14 protein-coding genes are annotated in these 16,160 nt (G+C 54.9%); 6 read left to right on the top strand and 8 right to left on the bottom strand.

What is annotated here, in order from left to right; translation table 11 throughout:
• The first annotated feature begins 221 nt into the window (after positions 1 to 221).
• On the top strand, positions 222 to 1,598 hold the full coding sequence (locus tag AC1VYI_RS09235) for a diaminobutyrate--2-oxoglutarate transaminase (protein ID WP_014884533.1): 1,377 nt from the start codon (positions 222 to 224) through the stop codon (positions 1,596 to 1,598).
• A gap of 18 nt (positions 1,599 to 1,616) precedes the next feature.
• Positions 1,617 to 3,083 carry a pyridoxal phosphate-dependent decarboxylase family protein gene (locus AC1VYI_RS09230; protein ID WP_023312433.1) on the top strand — a complete coding sequence of 489 codons (1,467 nt, stop codon included), beginning with the start codon at positions 1,617 to 1,619 and terminating at the stop codon, positions 3,081 to 3,083.
• Positions 3,084 to 3,119: 36 nt separating this feature from the next.
• Here the strand turns inward: AC1VYI_RS09230 and AC1VYI_RS09225 are convergent, their stop codons facing one another.
• From AC1VYI_RS09225 to AC1VYI_RS09210, 4 genes are all read right to left on the bottom strand, one after another.
• Positions 3,120 to 3,635 carry a protein disulfide oxidoreductase gene (locus tag AC1VYI_RS09225; RefSeq protein WP_134865929.1) on the bottom strand — a complete coding sequence of 172 codons (516 nt, stop codon included), beginning with the start codon at positions 3,633 to 3,635 and terminating at the stop codon, positions 3,120 to 3,122.
• Positions 3,636 to 3,711: 76 nt separating this feature from the next.
• Entirely contained in the window at positions 3,712 to 5,892 is a 2,181-nt protein-coding gene (locus tag AC1VYI_RS09220; RefSeq protein WP_134865928.1) for a polysaccharide biosynthesis tyrosine autokinase, read from the bottom strand.
• A complete protein-coding gene (locus tag AC1VYI_RS09215) occupies positions 5,892 to 6,341 on the bottom strand; it encodes an arsenate reductase/protein-tyrosine-phosphatase family protein (RefSeq protein WP_047749035.1) in 450 nt (149 codons plus the stop codon). The genes AC1VYI_RS09220 and AC1VYI_RS09215 overlap by 1 nt, the downstream gene beginning before the upstream one ends.
• The gene (locus AC1VYI_RS09210; protein WP_134865927.1) at positions 6,341 to 7,480 is read right to left on the bottom strand and encodes a polysaccharide export protein; all 1,140 of its coding nucleotides are present in this window, start codon (positions 7,478 to 7,480) and stop codon (positions 6,341 to 6,343) included. Before AC1VYI_RS09210 ends, AC1VYI_RS09215 begins: the two co-directional genes overlap by 1 nt.
• A gap of 487 nt (positions 7,481 to 7,967) precedes the next feature.
• On the opposite strand from AC1VYI_RS09210, the gene AC1VYI_RS09205 reads away from it, so the two are divergent.
• Positions 7,968 to 8,300, top strand: a complete 333-nt coding sequence (locus AC1VYI_RS09205) for an RcnB family protein (RefSeq protein ID WP_023336316.1) — start codon at positions 7,968 to 7,970, stop codon at positions 8,298 to 8,300.
• The gene (locus tag AC1VYI_RS09200) at positions 8,275 to 8,730 is read left to right on the top strand and encodes a GNAT family N-acetyltransferase (RefSeq protein WP_226484046.1); all 456 of its coding nucleotides are present in this window, start codon (positions 8,275 to 8,277) and stop codon (positions 8,728 to 8,730) included. The genes AC1VYI_RS09205 and AC1VYI_RS09200 overlap by 26 nt, the downstream gene beginning before the upstream one ends.
• 95 nt (positions 8,731 to 8,825) lie before the next feature.
• Here AC1VYI_RS09200 and apbC read toward each other — a convergent pair whose 3' ends face one another.
• Positions 8,826 to 9,935, bottom strand: a complete 1,110-nt coding sequence (apbC, locus tag AC1VYI_RS09195; protein WP_023312440.1) for an iron-sulfur cluster carrier protein ApbC — start codon at positions 9,933 to 9,935, stop codon at positions 8,826 to 8,828.
• 166 nt (positions 9,936 to 10,101) lie between these two features.
• Between apbC and metG the strand changes: the two genes are divergently transcribed.
• Positions 10,102 to 12,135 carry a methionine--tRNA ligase gene (gene metG / locus AC1VYI_RS09190; RefSeq protein ID WP_482879758.1) on the top strand — a complete coding sequence of 678 codons (2,034 nt, stop codon included), beginning with the start codon at positions 10,102 to 10,104 and terminating at the stop codon, positions 12,133 to 12,135.
• Between the two features lie 106 nt (positions 12,136 to 12,241).
• On the opposite strand, the gene AC1VYI_RS09185 is transcribed toward metG, so the two are convergent.
• Genes AC1VYI_RS09185 through AC1VYI_RS09175 form a run of 3 tightly spaced genes read right to left on the bottom strand, consistent with a single transcriptional unit; the run spans position 12,242 to position 15,157 of the window.
• A complete protein-coding gene (locus AC1VYI_RS09185) occupies positions 12,242 to 12,712 on the bottom strand; it encodes a YehS family protein (protein WP_023312442.1) in 471 nt (156 codons plus the stop codon).
• A 46-nt stretch (positions 12,713 to 12,758) separates the two neighbouring features.
• Positions 12,759 to 13,478, bottom strand: a complete 720-nt coding sequence (btsR, locus tag AC1VYI_RS09180) for a two-component system response regulator BtsR (protein WP_134865925.1) — start codon at positions 13,476 to 13,478, stop codon at positions 12,759 to 12,761.
• Positions 13,472 to 15,157, bottom strand: coding sequence for a sensor histidine kinase (locus AC1VYI_RS09175; RefSeq protein ID WP_023312444.1), 1,686 nt, complete (start codon positions 15,155 to 15,157; stop codon positions 13,472 to 13,474). The genes btsR and AC1VYI_RS09175 overlap by 7 nt, the downstream gene beginning before the upstream one ends.
• Positions 15,158 to 15,374: 217 nt before the next feature.
• Between AC1VYI_RS09175 and mlrA the strand changes: the two genes are divergently transcribed.
• Positions 15,375 to 16,115 (top strand): HTH-type transcriptional regulator MlrA, encoded by a 741-nt coding sequence (mlrA, locus tag AC1VYI_RS09170; protein WP_047741588.1) that lies wholly within the window; start codon positions 15,375 to 15,377, stop codon positions 16,113 to 16,115.
• Positions 16,116 to 16,160 lie beyond the last annotated feature (45 nt).

Genomic DNA, 16,160 nt, shown 5'->3' with positions numbered 1-16,160 from the left:
CACGTAACAGTCTGTTTTTCTTTATCATAAAGCGCAATTTTCTTTCTTAAAAAGGGGATATCCCTTCCCCTGAGCGCCATGTCACAAAACAGTAAACAAATTAACCATTGAGCCCCGTGGCAAAAGGCTCTATATTGGCGGCGTTTTTTTCAGGCCCCCATCTGTTTTTTAACTTTTTATTCAATCGTGGCTCATAACGAAGCGGCGGTTGTAGGAGTGATATGATGACGGATAAAGTCCGTATTGACACCGTAGATGCCCACAAAAGCAACGAAACCTATCTGGCCCGTCAGGCCGAGTTTGAATCTAACGTCAGGAGTTATCCGCGCAAACTGCCTTTAGCCATCACTAAAGCAGAAGGCGTGTGGATCACCGATGCAGATAATAAAGAATACCTTGACTGTTTAGCAGGCGCGGGGACCCTTGCGCTTGGCCATAACCATCCTGATGTGCTGAAAAGCATCCAAAATGTCATTACCAGCGGCTTGCCGTTACATACCCTGGATCTGACTACGCCTCTGAAAGACGCGTTTTCTGAATACCTGCTCTCTCTGCTGCCTGGTCAGGGCAAAGAGTACTGCCTGCAGTTCACCGGTCCATCCGGTGCTGACGCCGTTGAAGCGGCGCTGAAGCTGGCGAAAAAAGTGACCGGTCGTAGCGGTATCATCAGCTTCTCTGGTGGTTACCACGGTATGACCCACGGCGCGCTGTCCGTGACCGGTAACCTGTCTCCGAAAGAAGCGGTTGACGGTATGATGCCAGAAGTGCAGTTCATGCCTTACCCGCACGAATACCGCTGCCCGCTGGGTATCGGTGGTGAAGCGGGCGTGAAAGCGCTGACTTACTACTTCGATAACCTGATCAACGACGTTGAAAGCGGCGTGCGTAAACCTGCTGCGGTGATTCTGGAAGCCGTTCAGGGCGAAGGCGGCGTGAACCCGGCTCCGGCTGAGTGGCTGCAGCGCATCCGTAAAGTGACTCAGGAACACGGCATTCTGCTGATCCTCGACGAAGTTCAGGCTGGCTTTGCCCGTACCGGTAAATTCTTCGCCTTCGAACACGCGGGCATTGAGCCAGACATCATCGTGATGTCTAAAGCCGTAGGTGGCGGTCTGCCGCTGGCCGTGCTCGGTATCAAAAAGCAGTTCGACGCATGGGCGCCAGGTCACCACACCGGTACCTTCCGCGGCAACCAGCTGGCGATGGCAACCGGTCTGACGACGCTGAAAATCCTGAAAGACCAGAACATCGCAGGCAAAGTGGCTGCACAGGGCGAATGGCTGAAAGGCCAGCTGAAAGAGATGGCGAAACGCTATCCGGTTATCGGCCACGTGCGCGGCCTGGGCATGATGATCGGTATTGAGATCGTTAAGCCACACGAAGCCGCTGACCACATGGGCTGCTTCCCGGGCGACGGCGAGCTGTCTGCACTGATTCAGAAGAAGTGCTTCGAAGCCGGTCTGATTCTGGAGCGCGGTGGCCGTAACGGTATCGTTCTGCGTCTGCTGCCGTCTCTGCTGATCAGCGACGAAGAGCTGAAAATCTTCCTGGATAAATTTGAGCAGGCACTGCTTGCTGCGGGCGTTCGCCCGGCGTAACCGGAGTTATTGATTACGATGTCTGATTCAAACCCAATTTTGTTCTCCTCTGCGCAGAGCATTGAAGCTTATCAGCAGGCGATCGAACAAAGCACTCAGGCTGTGATGCAGTGGCTGAAACAGCCTGAGATGTACCAGGGCAAAACGGTCGCAGAACTGCGCGACCGTATTAAGCTGGATTTCAACCCGAAAGGGCTGGGCAACGAAGCGGCGATTGAACGCGCCGTGGAGTTCTTCCTGAAAGACAGCCTGTCCGTTCATCACCCGCAGTGTGTGGCGCACCTGCACTGCCCAAGTCTGGTGGTAAGCCAGGCGGCGGAAGTGCTGATCAACGCCACTAACCAGAGTATGGACTCCTGGGATCAAAGCCCGTCCGCAACCATTATTGAGATCAAGCTGATCGAGTGGCTGCGTACCCGCGTGGGTTATCAGGCCGGCGACGCAGGTGTCTTCACCAGCGGCGGTACCCAGAGCAACCTGATGGGCCTGATGCTGGCTCGCGATGCGTTCTTCGCGCGTCAGGGTCACTCCGTTCAGCAGGACGGTCTGGTGGGAGATCTGCGCAAAATTCGCGTGCTGTGCTCCGAAAACGCACACTTCTCCGTGCAGAAAAACATGGCGCTGATGGGTCTGGGCTACCAGTCCGTGGTGCAGGTGAAAACGGACGAATTTTCCCGCATGGATCTGACCGATCTGGCGGCGAAAATTGAGCAGTGCAACGCGAACGGCGAGCAGATTCTGGCGATCGTCGCAACGGCAGGTACAACCGATGCCGGTGCTATTGACCCGCTGCGTGCAATTGCAGAGCTGGCCGCTAAGCAGAACATCTGGGTACACGTTGATGCGGCCTGGGGCGGCGCGCTGCTGATGTCTGAGCAGTATCGTCACTACCTGGACGGCATCGAGCTGGTGGATTCCGTCACCCTGGACTTCCACAAGCAGTTCTTCCAGACCATCAGCTGCGGCGCGTTCCTGCTGAAAGAAGCGCGTCACTACGAGCTGATGCGCTATCAGGCGGCCTACCTGAACTCTGAGTTCGACGAAGAAGCGGGTGTGCCTAACCTGGTGTCCAAATCTCTGCAGACCACCCGTCGTTTTGACGCGCTGAAGCTGTGGATGAGCCTGGAAGCGCTGGGTCAGGAGCAATACGCGGCGATCATCGATCACGGCGTGACCCTGGCGCAGCAGGTTGCGGCCTACGTGAAAGAGCAGCCTGCTCTGGAACTGGTCATGCAGCCACAGCTGGCAAGCGTTCTGTTCCGCTTCCGCGGACAGGTTCAGATGGATGACGCGGGCATCGCCCTGCTGAACCAGAAAATTGGTGATGCGCTGCTGGAATCCGGCCGTGCGAACGTTGGTGTGACCGAGCACAACGGCGTCACCTGCCTGAAGCTGACGCTGCTGAACCCAACCGTGACGCTGGAAGATATTAAAATCCTGCTGTCTCTGGTTGAGCGCACCGCGCAGGAAGTTCTGGCTAAGTAATACAGCACCCCTCTTCCGCCGGGAGAGGGGTTATTTTTATACGCCTGCCCACCACATCCTTAATTTTAATCCCCAGTAGCTCGTCCAGCCCGTCGTGGTGCTGACCACATTCCCCTTCGACACAATGACCAGCGTCGGCGTCACGCTCACCTGCCACTGCTGCGACAACGCACCGTTTTCATCATTTATCACCGGCATTTTCAGCTGTTTCTTTTCAACCCAGCGCTCAAGCTTTGTGTTATCACCGGAACGCATGGCAATGCTCACCACGTTCCCCCCCTCTTCTGCCAGCTGATTAACGGAAGGCGTCGTGTAACGGCATATGCTGCACCAGGTGGCCCAGACGTAAATCAGCAGCGGGCGTTCCTGACTCAGGGCCGAGATATCGTGAATGTTACCGTCGATGCTCTGCATTGGTGTTGCGCTAAAACTGGCGGGGAGTGTCGGTTTTCTATATTGATCAACGCCCCACACCACGACCAGCGTCAGCAGAACGAGAATAATCCCTTCCCGCGCCCAGCGGCGCAGTCGGTTGATTTTGCGGTTATCCATTGTGACCTCATGTTTTAATGAAGGTCATCTTAACGGGCAATACGCCTTCTCGCTGTAAAGAAGTGTCGCGTCAGGTTTATTCCTGGGTATAACCGTAGTCGTAATGGCTATATCCCGAGTTGTAATAAAGCACGGCAGATTTCACGATATCATTGAGGATCGCGCCATTCACCTGCACGCCCATTTGCTGCAGACGCTTCAGGCAGTTCTCGATCTCCTTGACGTTAGTTTTACCAAAGCGGGCGACCAGCAGCGTGGTCGCCGCTGCTCGGGCTATCAGCAAGGCATCCGTTACGGCAAGCACAGGTGGGGTATCGACAATCACGATGTCATACAGTTTATCTATCTCTAACATCACGGCCTGGAAGCGTTCACTCATGAGCAGCTCAACGGGATGTGAAGGTTGCGGTCCGCAGGTCAATACATCAAAACCGCCTTTCTCAACGCGTTGAACAGCCGCCTGCCATTCAACATCTCCTCCGAGCACGCAGGATAATCCCCGATGATTGCTCAGTTTGAACACATTGTGGACATATCCCTTGCGCATATCCGCATCTATAAATAGTACTCGCTGTCCGGCCTGAGCGGCAATCGACGCCATTGAAGTGCTGACCAGCGTCTTTCCGCAGTCCTGCGTGGGTCCAGACACCACGACGACCCGGTTTGTGGCATCCATCATGGTAAAATGCAGACTGGTGCACAGCCCGCGTACCGCCTCGACAAACATATCTGCCGGGCGGTCAACGGGCAGAAAAGGGACGTTCAACGTCCTGTGCTTCCAGTGGGACGCAAACAGGGTTCTCCTGCGCAGGTGCGTTTTTTTCCAGAGCCATACCGAGCGCGGAAGCGTCGCCAGAAGCGGTATCCCCTGCACTTCCAGTTGTTCAGACGAGGTAATGCCCCGCTTAAAGGCTGAACGTACTAAAACCATTCCGGCAGAGAGCATCAACCCCATCAGCATACCCAGTACGATAATGAGCGCTTTGTGCGGTTTGATCGGATCTGGCTTCGCTATGGCCGGGTCAATAATCCGCACGTTCCCGATAGTGCTGGAACGCGAAATACTCAGCTCTTGCTGACGCGTCAGCAACTGCAGGTATATAGTACGCCCGGATTCAACGTCACGACTCAGCCGTAAGATTTCCTGCTGCGTGGAAGGCATGGTTGAGACGCGATTATTCAGGCGCGCACGCTCGCGTTCAAGCGTTTGTTTTTTCTCCAGCAGGGCACGGTAGGTGGGATGGTCCTTTTTAAAAAGTTGTGAAACCTCTGCTTCGCGGAACGTCAGCTCATTAAGCTGGTTTTCCACGTTAACAACCTGATCAAGGACTGACTTTGCTTCCAGAGATAAGTCGACAGAATCGCGTTGCTCTCTGTAGGCATTCAGACGCGCTTCAGCTTCATCCAGTTCCCGGCTGATCTTAGGTAATTGCTCCTGTAAGAACGTGAGGCTACGGGAATCTTTCGCTTCCTGGCGCGCAATATTCTGGCTGAGAAAATTTTCAGCAATGGTATTAAGTACCGTGGCGATCCTGGCGGGGTCTTCACCCATTAACGTTAATGCGATCATACCGCTCTGTTTCGCCGACTCAACAACCGTAAGCCTGTTCTGAATGGAGCCGATCGCGTCAAGCCTTGTAACTGCTTCGAGGGTAAACTGGGTGCCTGGTTCCGCGCTGAGGGATGTCACCAGAAGCGACATTCCGTCTTTAACCAGCGTTTTCCCCACGATGCCTTCTGCTTGAAGCGTTTTTCCCTCAAGACGATACCGCCCTTTTCCCTGTACGGTGAGTAAAAGCGTTTGTGGCTTACCTTCCAGAAGGGGAATAGTCAGCGCGCCGATCGTTATTTCATCGGATTTACGTCCCCGCACGTGTTCCCACAAAGACCCAATGACAGGAAAAACGCGTCGCCTGGCGTTGTACGTCAGCCCTAATTGATCAACGGTCTCTCCCAGAATCATCCGTGATCTGAGGAGTAAAAGTTCCGGCGCAACATCTGGCGAGAGTTCAGACTCGAACGGGGTCAGGTTCTTGAGCAGCGAGTTATTCTGCTTCGCCTCTACCTGTACCAGGGCATCAGCCTGATAAACTGGCGTGGCGCTGAACGCGTAGATACCCGCGCATACCGTGAACAGGAGCGTGACACACGCAATCGTCACCCGGTTGTCAAACATCTCAGCAAGCAACTGAAGAAGATCGATTTCATTATTCTGCGGTGTCGCAGCACTATATTTATCTGATTTAGAAGACGACATTACGGCTTCATTCCTTGTTGACTCAAACGACGAGCCCATTCCTGACTGGCTTTACCCAATTGCTCGAAAACATATTCATAAACTTCGCGACTTTTGTGATACGGGTCGGGAATGTCCCTGGTTTCCAGCCATTGTCCAAAGAGCAGCGATTTTCCCCGGTTCTCCGGAGTCATTGCGGCAATAAAACGGAGGTGTGTTGGCTCCATTACCAGAATCAAATCGGATTGTTGCAGCAGGCTGCGCGTCACCTTTCGGGCAACATGCCCTTCCAGCGAAACGCCATGACGCCAGGCGACAGCCTGCGCAGCCGCATCCGCCGGGCGTCCTTCAAGTCCAAAAATACCTGCTGAGGTCACCTGCTTGCCGGGTAATTGCTGACGCAACAGCCGCTCACCAATCGGTGAACGGCAAATATTGCCAGTGCAGACCACTAAGATTGACTGAAACATTACTGCGGCCACGATCTGATGTAACGAACGGTTTCGGTCAGGTCATGGACGCCGCTGATGGTAGGCACCAGCTGGGTGATCACGCGATTCCAGCGTGATAACGGTGCCGTAGTGACGTAAACGATGTCATACGGCTCCAGCTGGAATTCCGTACCCAGCACCATGGCTGACGCATCTTCCGCATTCAGTTGATAGATATTGGCAATTTTGTCCGTGTCGCCTTTTTTGGATACCTGCCGAATAACAAAAATGCCGGTTGCATCGGCCATATTTTGGTTAAGTCCACCAGCATTTCCCAGGGCTTCGGCCAGCGTCATGCCGCTACGATCCATCTTAAGCGTACTCTGCTTGACCACTTCGCCCATCACGAACACTTTCAGCGCGTCGTTCCGGGGAATAAACAGGATATCGCCCGGATAAAGCAGCTTATTTTGAGTCAAATCGCCATGCTGCATCAGCGCATAGAGCGAAAGGCGGGCGTCCTTGCCATCATGCGTGAGCACGACGTTACGCCAGTCGGCATCCGCAGAAAGACCGCCAGCGGCGTTAACCGCATCCATCACCGTCAGTGGAATATTCGTTATGGGTTGTTGGCCCGATTTTTCGACCTCTCCGGTGACATAGGCTTTTTGCGAACGGAAGGCGGCAATGCTGACGTCCACCTGCGGGCTCTCAATGACTTTATCCAGTCGCTCTGTAATCTCTTCACGTACCTGTGAAACCGTTTTTCCCGCCACCTGCAGCTTACCGACGTAGGGATAAAAGAGAGTACCATCGGCGTTGACCCAGTTGCCTGCATCGCTTGCGCTACGATATTGTCCCGCGGGCGTCGTTAATTCAGGGTGATCCCAGACGGTGATCGTCAGGATGTCGCCTGTGCCAATACGGTATTCCCAGTTTTTGATCTGCTCATCCAGATTAGGATTTGCCTGAGATTTCGATACGGTCGGACGCAGCTTTTCAATCAATCCCGGCGTTAATGGGAAAATTTCCACGCGCTTATCAAGATTATAATTAACGTATTCCGCCGCAATGACCTTTTTCCCGGACACACTTAAGTTCTGGCCGGGGGCAAATACACACCCCGTTAACTGACTAACGGTGAGAAATAACAGCGAAAATGCAGTTGTACTTTTCATTTGTATAAATATTTCTTTTTAACGTTGCGCTTATCGTTAATCTTGCAAAGAGATCAAATCTAACACCATGAAATTTAATTGATTATTTTCATGAAATATGAAATTCTGATATTATAAAACGTGGCCAAACCGCTCTCTAAAACACGAAAGCAATACTCAAACCTGTAACAAAAAAGGAAGTAAGCCCGCTTCACCTGAAGGCAATATTAAATCGTCTTCATAGGGAAAGCATTCACACATCAGTCCAATTTTGACGTCAAAAGTTATTTTCAGAATTAATTAGTGAAATAATAAATTTTAAAAATATAAGGAGCAGGCAATATTCACCACAGTGATAAACATCATCCCATTCGACTACACAAAACCGTCCACTTTTGTTACATTTTTTTTCAAACATACCCTGCGTTGATACTTAAAATGGACTGTCTGCTCCGCTTTGCACGACCTGCAGACGAAAAGTATCTGTAACGATATCACTGGAGAAAAAATGGCTAAGCGTAAATTGCTGCTTCTGGGTGTATTACTGTCTCTGGCGGGATCCGCATTCGCTGCCCCGCAAACGGCCGCTGCGCCATCCGGCATCAAGGCCTATGAAGAACAAGAGTTCATCGCTGACTTTACGAAATTCAAGATTGGCGACACGGCGCCGGCGCAGTATCAAACGCCAGAGTACACCATCAAACAGTACCAGTTACGTAACCTGCCGGCTCCGGATGCCGGAACCCACTGGACCTATATGGGTGAGAACTACGTGCTGATCGGCGATGCTGATGGCAAGATCTACAAAGCCTACAATGGAGATATTTTCTATCACCGCTAACGCAATTGTGATTCGCCCCTGGCAGGAAAGTGACCGCCCTTTCCTGCGCACGCTCTACCTCCACGCCCGGCGTGAAGCCTGGCCATGGCTGGACAGTGCAGACTGGCAGCTTGAAGACTTTGACGCGGCAACCCGTGACGAAGTGATTTGGGTTGCCACGCAGAACGGTCATCGCCTGGGTTTTGCCTCCGTCTGGACGAACGATAATTTCCTGCACAACCTGTTTGTCGATCCGCAGTATCAGAGCATGGGCGTCGGGCATGAGTTACTTGAACACCTACAGGAAACGTTTACCAGTACGGGTTCGCTTAAGTGCCTGGTGAAGAATGCGCGGGCTGTCGCGTTTTACCAGCGACACGGCTGGCACATTGAGGCTACGGGTGATTCTCCGGACGGAGAGTATTATTTGATGCACTATCGGTTGGGTTAAAGTCGGGTGGCGGCTTCGCCTTACCCGACCTACGTGATAGTGCCAGTTGTAGGCCAGGTAAGCGAAGCGCCACCCGGCAATTCAACGCGAAGGCGTTACACCGCGCGGAACGCGATTTCGCCCGGGATCACTTCGCCCTGCCAGTAAAGCTGCGCCGCAACGCGTCCCGCCAGCTGGCGATACATTTCCGCGAATTCGCTGTCTGGGCGGCTGACCACTGTCGGCTTTCCGCTGTCCAGATCTTCACGGAGGGTAATGTGCAGCGGCATCTGCCCCAGCAGCTGAGTGTGATACTTCGCAGCCAGTTTTTCTGCACCACCCGTACCGAAGATAGGTTCGTGGTGACCGCAGTTGCTGCAGATGTGCACGCTCATGTTCTCGACGATACCGAGCACCGGCACTTCCACCTTCTCGAACATCACGATGCCTTTTTTGGCGTCGATCAGCGCAATATCCTGCGGCGTAGTCACGACGACCGCCCCCGTGACCGGAATGTTCTGCGCCAGCGTCAGCTGAATGTCACCGGTGCCCGGCGGCATGTCCAGCACCAGATAATCCAGATCCGGCCACATCGTCTCCTGCAGCATCTGTAGCAGCGCTTTGCTGGCCATCGGGCCGCGCCAGACCATGGCGTTATCGTCGGTCACCAGGTAACCGATCGAGTTGGTCGCCAGACCGTGAGCCATAATTGGCGCCATGTGGGTCCCGTCCGGCGAGGTGGGGCGCTGGTTTTCCGCGCCCAGCATGTTCGGAATAGACGGACCGTAGATATCCGCATCCAGAATACCGACCTTTGCCCCTTCCGCTGCCAGCGCGAGCGCCAGGTTAACGGCGGTAGAAGATTTCCCTACCCCGCCCTTGCCCGAGCTGACGGCAATGATATTTTTCACGCCGTTTACGCCAGGCTGGTTTTTCACGCGCTTCAGCGTGGCGATGCTGTGGCTCAGCTTCCAGTCGATCGCCTTCGCACCGGTAATGCGCAGCAGCTCAGAGCTGGTCTGCTCTTTCAGCGCGTCAAAGGCGCTGGTCCAGACGAACGGCATCTGCAGCTCAATGTGCAGGGTATCGTCCAGCCAGGCAACGTGGTGTAACGCTTTCAGCGTAGTGAGATTGTGCTTCAGGGTTGGATGCTGAAAGTTAGCCAGCGTCCCGGCGACCATTGCTCGTAAGGCTTCCGGTGATTTGGCCTGGGATAGAGAACTCATCCCGACTCCTTTGTAGTTGTTCTGAAAAAAGACGTGTAATTACCAAGTTTACCCCAGAGGTAACAATTATTCATTTATGGATTAATGCCCTTATCACTTGGCGTAGTTATTACCTTTCGGGTAACATCAAAAACCCTTTTCACAGTTAAAAGAAGTAATGCCTACTATGACTCAAGTCGCGAAGAAAATTCTGGTAACGTGCGCACTGCCGTACGCCAACGGCTCAATCCACCTCGGCCACATGCTGGAGCATATCCAGGCTGATGTCTGGGTCCGTTACCAGCGAATGCGCGGCCACGAGGTTAACTTCATCTGTGCGGACGATGCTCACGGCACGCCGATCATGCTGAAAGCGCAGCAGCTGGGGATCTCCCCGGAGCAGATGATTGCCGAAATGAGTCAGGAGCATCAGACCGATTTTGCTGGCTTTGACATCAGCTATAACAACTATCACTCCACGCACAGCGACGAAAACCGCGAGCTGTCGGAGCTGATCTACACCCGCCTGAAAGAGAACGGTTTTATCAAAAACCGCACCATCTCTCAGCTTTACGATCCGGAAAAAGGCATGTTCCTGCCGGACCGTTTCGTCAAAGGTACCTGTCCGAAATGTAAATCCCCGGACCAGTACGGCGATAACTGCGAAGTGTGCGGCGCGACCTACAGCCCGACCGAGCTTATCGAGCCGAAATCCGTGGTATCCGGCGCCACGCCTGTGATGCGTGACTCCGAGCACTTCTTCTTCGACCTGCCGTCCTTCAGCGAAATGCTGCAGGCGTGGACCCGCAGCGGCGCGCTGCAGGAGCAGGTGGCGAACAAAATGCAGGAGTGGTTCGAATCCGGCCTGCAGCAGTGGGATATCTCCCGCGATGCGCCGTACTTCGGCTTTGAAATCCCGAACGCGCCGGGCAAATACTTCTACGTCTGGCTGGACGCGCCAATCGGCTACATGGGCTCCTTCAAGAACCTGTGCGACAAGCGTGGCGACACCGTCAGCTTCGACGAATACTGGAAGAAAGATTCCACGGCAGAGCTGTATCACTTTATCGGTAAAGACATCGTTTATTTCCACAGCCTGTTCTGGCCGGCGATGCTGGAAGGCAGTAACTTCCGAAAGCCAACCAACCTGTTCGTACATGGCTACGTGACGGTGAACGGCGCGAAGATGTCCAAGTCTCGCGGGACGTTCATTAAGGCCAGCACCTGGCTGAACCACTTCGACGCGGACAGCCTGCGCTACTACTACACCGCGAAGCTCTCTTCCCGCATCGACGACATCGACCTGAACCTGGAAGATTTCGTGCAGCGAGTGAACGCGGACATCGTCAACAAGGTGGTGAACCTGGCCTCCCGTAACGCGGGCTTTATTGCCAAACGTTTTGACGGCGTGATGGCGGCTGAACTGGCCGATCCTGACCTGTACAAAACCTTTACCGACGCGGCAGCCACCATTGGCGACGCGTGGGAAACCCGTGAGTTCGGCAAAGCGGTGCGCGAAATCATGGCCCTGGCTGACCTGGCGAACCGCTATGTGGACGAGCAGGCACCGTGGGTTGTCGCGAAACAGGAAGGCCGCGATGCCGACCTGCAGGCCATCTGCTCCATGGGCATCAACCTGTTCCGCGTGCTGATGACGTACCTGAAGCCGGTTCTGCCGCAGCTGGCAGCCCGCGCCGAAGCGTTCCTGAACACCGAACTGACCTGGGATGCCATGGCGCAGCCGCTGCTCGGCCACAAGGTGAACACCTTTAAAGCGCTGTACAACCGCATCGAGATGAAGCAGGTTGAAGCCCTGGTGGAAGCGTCTAAAGAAGAGGTGAAGGCGGCTTCGGCACCGGTCACCGGCCCGCTGGCAGACGATCCGATTCAGGAGACCATTACCTTTGACGATTTCGCCAAAGTTGACCTGCGCGTGGCGCTGATCGAAAACGCGGAATTCGTGGAAGGATCTGACAAGCTGCTGCGCCTGACGCTGGATCTGGGCGGGGAGAAGCGTAACGTCTTCTCCGGCATCCGTTCAGCCTACCCGGACCCGCAGGTGCTGATCGGTCGTCAAACCGTGATGGTGGCGAACCTTGCGCCGCGCAAAATGCGCTTCGGCATCTCTGAAGGGATGGTAATGGCCGCAGGCCCTGGCGGGAAAGATATCTTCCTGTTAAGCCCTGATGAAGGCGCGAAGCCTGGGCAGCAGGTGAAATAACAAAAAAGCCGGAGATTGTCTCCGGCTTTTTTTATGGCGTTTTGTTTTCTCCCTCTCCACGTGGGAGAGGGTCGGGGTGAGGGCATCAGGCCGCACCCTACCGCCTTTACGCCTTGGGGTGATGCACCCGGTGGGTCAGCCCGCGCAGGAAATTTCGCAGAAACTGGTCGCCGCACTCGCGGTAATTTTTATGATCCGGCGCGCGCATCATGGCGGTCACTTCCGGCACGGATACGCGGTATTTTTGCTCCGTCATGATCGCCACGATATCGTCCGTTTTCAGCGAGAACGCGATGCGCAGCTTTTTCAGTACCGTGTTGTTGTTCACGCGACGCTCCAGTGCCAGTTCTGGCGCAGCCGGATCTTTGCCACGCTTATCGTAAATCAGGCCGTTCAGGAAACCCGACAGAATAATGTCCGGGCAGCGAACGAAGCCCTCTTCGTCTTCTTTGGTCATCCAGGTATCGAAACCTGCAGACGTGGATTCCATGTCCGACAGCGCAAGAATGCGCACCATGTCGTTATTGTTTGCTTTCAGGGTGTAGCGCAGGCTACGAAGAATGTCGTTACTTAGCATAGAGCCTTCGAATGTCGATGATGCAATGGCGCGCAGTGTACCAGTTTTACAGCCCAATCGCCTCTTTCAAACTCTTGAGATAGCGACGGCTGACGGGTACCGTTTGCCCGGCACGCAGCACCAGCTCGGCCTGGCCGTTATCTTCCAGGCGAATCTCCTTCAGGTGCGCCATGTTCACCAGATACTGGCGATGGCAGCGGATCAGCGGCGTGCGGCTCTCCAGCGTGCGCAGGGTCAGCTCGGTAAATCCTTCATTCCCTTCCGCGCTGGTGGCAAACACCCCGCTCAGGCGGCTGCTGACAAACGCCACATCATCCATTTGCAGAAGATAAATCCGGCTGTGCCCGGTGCAGGGGATAAACTTCAGCGGCTGCTGGTTTTCCGGCAGCAGCGTGACGTCCTGTACTGTTCGCTCCTGGCGTAAACGGGTGAGCGTTTTTTCCAGACGCTTCTCTTCAATCGGCTTGAGTAAATAGTCAAACGCGTGCTCCTCAAAGGCCTTAACGGCATATTCGTCGAACGCCGTCAGAAACACGATATAGGGGCGATGCGCCGGGTCGAGCATGCCGACCATCTCCAGCCCGCTGATGCGGGGCATCTGAATATCGAGGAACAGCACATCCGGGCGCAGCTTGTGCACCGCGCCGATGGCCTCAATGGCGTTCGCGCACTCACCCACAATCTCAATATCTGGCTGCTCCTGCAGCAGAACGCGCAGGTTTTCTCGTGCCAGCGGCTCGTCATCCACGATCAGCACTCTTAACATGCGTTTTCCTCCAGCGGCAGTCGTACGGTAATACGGGTAAATCGGTCTGGCTCACAGGCGACGGTAATCCCACAGTCGTCGCCAAAATGGGCGCGCAGGCGTTTATCCACCAGGCTCATCCCCAAACCGCCGGAGGCGGAAGGCTGATAAAGCCCGGCATTATCTTCAATATCCAGCACCAGATGATGGTTGAAACGGCTGGCGGCAATGGTTATCTCCCCCGTTCCCAGAAGCTGTGACGTGCCGTGTTTAATGGCGTTTTCGACTATAGGCTGCAGGGTAAAGGCAGGGAGATGCTGATACGCCAGCTCGTCCGGAACGGAGAGCGACACCTGCAGGCGCGACTGGAAACGCGCCTGCTCGATCTGCAGATACGCATTCACGTGCTCAATCTCATCGGCGAGGGTCACGATCTCGGACGGCCGTTTCAGGTTCTTACGGAAAAAGGTCGACAGAAACTGCACCAGCTGCGCGGCCTGATCGCTGTCGCGGCGGATCACCGCTTTGAGCGTGTTGAGGGCATTAAACAGGAAATGCGGGTTGACCTGGGCATGCAGCAGCTTAATTTCGGACTGCGTCAGCAGGGCTTTCTGCCGTTCATACTGCCCGGCCAGGATTTGCGCGGACAGCAGCTGGGCTATCCCCTCCCCCAGCGTGCGGTTGATGGAGCTGAACAGACGGTTTTTGGCCTCATACAGCTTAATAGTCCCCATCACCCGCTGATTTTCCCCGCGCAGCGGAATTACCAGCGTGGAACCCAGCTTGCACTGCGGATGCAGCGAACAGCGGTAAGGCACTTCGTTACCGTCGGCATACACCACCTCACCGGTTTCGATGGCGCGCAGCGTATAGGCTGAGGAGATCGGTTTACCCGGCAGATGGTGATCGTCCCCGGTGCCGGTAAAGGCCAGCAGCCGCTCGCGGTCGGTTATGGCCACCGCGCCGATATCCAGCTCCTTGTAGAGCACCTGCGCGACCTTCATGCTGTTTTCTTCGTTAAACCCCTGGCGCAGGATCCCTTCGGTCGAGGCGGCGACCTTCAGCGCCGTGGCGGAAAACGCCGAGGTGTACTTCTCAAACATGGCGCGCTTGTCGAGCAGAATGCGCATAAACAGCGCCGCACCCACGGTGTTGGTGACCATCATCGGGGCGGCAATACTGCTGACCAGGTGCAGCGCATCCTCAAACGGACGGGCAATGAGCAGAATGATCGCCATCTGCGCCACTTCGGCCACAAAGGTAATGGCACCGGCGGTAAGCGGGCTAAAGACTTTATCCGGGCGGCCGCGTTTGATCATGTAGCTGTGCACCAGCCCGCCGAGCAGCCCTTCCACGATCGTCGAGATCATGCAGCTGAGCGCCGTCATCCCGCCCATGGAATAGCGATGCAGCCCCCCGGTTAAGCCGACAAGCCCACCGACGACGGGACCGCCCAGCAGCCCGCCCATCACCGCGCCGATAGCGCGCGTGTTGGCAATAGAGTCTTCGATATGGAGACCAAAATAGGTCCCCATAATGCAGAAAATAGAGAAGGTAACGTAGCAGAGCAGCTTATGCGGCAGGCGTACGGTAACCTGCATCAGCGGGATAAACAGGCGCGTTTTGCTCATCAGCCAGGCTATGACCAGAAACACGCACATCTGCTGAAGCAACAGCAGCACCAGATTAAACTCGTACATACTCAAAACCGCACACGCTAAAAACGCGTAACATACACTGATGCGGGTTTACTTTCTTTGAAGCATCCCAAAAAAGCGCAAAATCGTGTCCGTTATCACACCTTTTTCTGAATATCGCGCATGCTTCGCATTGTTTGTTCAAAAATCAATCAATCCTTCCTGGTTCGTCAAAGTGGGTCTACAGTTAAGCTGGCAACGCGTAAGCCAGGGGGCGAATATGGCGCTTTACACGATAGGTGAAGTGGCACTCCTTTGTGATATCAATCCCGTTACCCTACGGGCGTGGCAGCGACGGTATGGATTGCTTAAACCGCAGAGGACCGACGGTGGGCATCGCCTTTTCAATGAGGCCGATATCGACCGCATCCGCGAAATTAAAAGCTGGATCGACAACGGAGTGCAGGTCGGCAAAGTGAAGTCCCTGCTGAGCCATGATGACCCGGACACGCAACACCTCTGGCGCGAACAACAGGAAACATTGTTGAGACTCCTCCAGGCGGGCAATCTTCAGCGCCTGCGCGCATGGATAAAAGAGCAGGGCCGCGACTATCCGGCACAGACGCTGATCAGCCATCTTTTCATTCCGCTCCGGCGACGCCTGCAGTGCCAGCAGTCCACCCTGCAGGCGCTGCTCAGCATGCTCGACGGCGTGCTGATCAACTACATTGCCGTCTGCCTTGCCTCAGCGAAGAACAAGGCCGGAAAAGATGCGCTGGTTGTCGGCTGGAACGTGCACGATACCACCCGCCTGTGGCTGGAAGCGTGGATTGCGACCCAGAAGGGCTGGCGCGTGGATGTTCTGGCGCACTCGCTGGCGCAGCTCAAACCTGAGTTTTTCGACGGCCAGACCCTGCTGGTCTGGTGTGGAGAAGTGCCCTCCGCCTCGCAGCAGCAGCTGCTGACGGAATGGCGTGAGAATGGTTACCCGGTCTATTCCCTTGGCCCGGATGAGCCATAACGGCATTTAATGGTTCATTAACAGCTGCGCTTCACCGTATAATTG

This window comes from Enterobacter sp. QK-SA4, assembly GCF_056856775.1.
Note: the sequence above shows the minus strand (reverse complement) of the source record. Positions and strands in the feature narration are given on the sequence as shown.

Excerpts from the sequence above, each read along its gene's own strand:
- AC1VYI_RS09220 (WP_134865928.1), bottom strand. The coding sequence starts at position 5,892 with ATGTCGTCTTCTAAATCAGATAAATATAGTGCTGCGACACCGCAGAAT.
- AC1VYI_RS09185 (WP_023312442.1), bottom strand. The coding sequence starts at position 12,712 with ATGCTAAGTAACGACATTCTTCGTAGCCTGCGCTACACCCTGAAAGCA.
- mlrA (WP_047741588.1), top strand. The coding sequence starts at position 15,375 with ATGGCGCTTTACACGATAGGTGAAGTGGCACTCCTTTGTGATATCAAT.
- metG (WP_482879758.1), top strand. The coding sequence starts at position 10,102 with ATGACTCAAGTCGCGAAGAAAATTCTGGTAACGTGCGCACTGCCGTAC.
- AC1VYI_RS09235 (WP_014884533.1), top strand. The coding sequence starts at position 222 with ATGATGACGGATAAAGTCCGTATTGACACCGTAGATGCCCACAAAAGC.
- AC1VYI_RS09225 (WP_134865929.1), bottom strand. The coding sequence starts at position 3,635 with ATGGATAACCGCAAAATCAACCGACTGCGCCGCTGGGCGCGGGAAGGG.
- AC1VYI_RS09200 (WP_226484046.1), top strand. The coding sequence starts at position 8,275 with ATGGAGATATTTTCTATCACCGCTAACGCAATTGTGATTCGCCCCTGG.
- AC1VYI_RS09215 (WP_047749035.1), bottom strand. The coding sequence starts at position 6,341 with ATGTTTCAGTCAATCTTAGTGGTCTGCACTGGCAATATTTGCCGTTCA.
- AC1VYI_RS09230 (WP_023312433.1), top strand. The coding sequence starts at position 1,617 with ATGTCTGATTCAAACCCAATTTTGTTCTCCTCTGCGCAGAGCATTGAA.
- btsR (WP_134865925.1), bottom strand. The coding sequence starts at position 13,478 with ATGTTAAGAGTGCTGATCGTGGATGACGAGCCGCTGGCACGAGAAAAC.
- AC1VYI_RS09205 (WP_023336316.1), top strand. The coding sequence starts at position 7,968 with ATGGCTAAGCGTAAATTGCTGCTTCTGGGTGTATTACTGTCTCTGGCG.
- AC1VYI_RS09210 (WP_134865927.1), bottom strand. The coding sequence starts at position 7,480 with ATGAAAAGTACAACTGCATTTTCGCTGTTATTTCTCACCGTTAGTCAG.
- apbC (WP_023312440.1), bottom strand. The coding sequence starts at position 9,935 with ATGAGTTCTCTATCCCAGGCCAAATCACCGGAAGCCTTACGAGCAATG.
- AC1VYI_RS09175 (WP_023312444.1), bottom strand. The coding sequence starts at position 15,157 with ATGTACGAGTTTAATCTGGTGCTGCTGTTGCTTCAGCAGATGTGCGTG.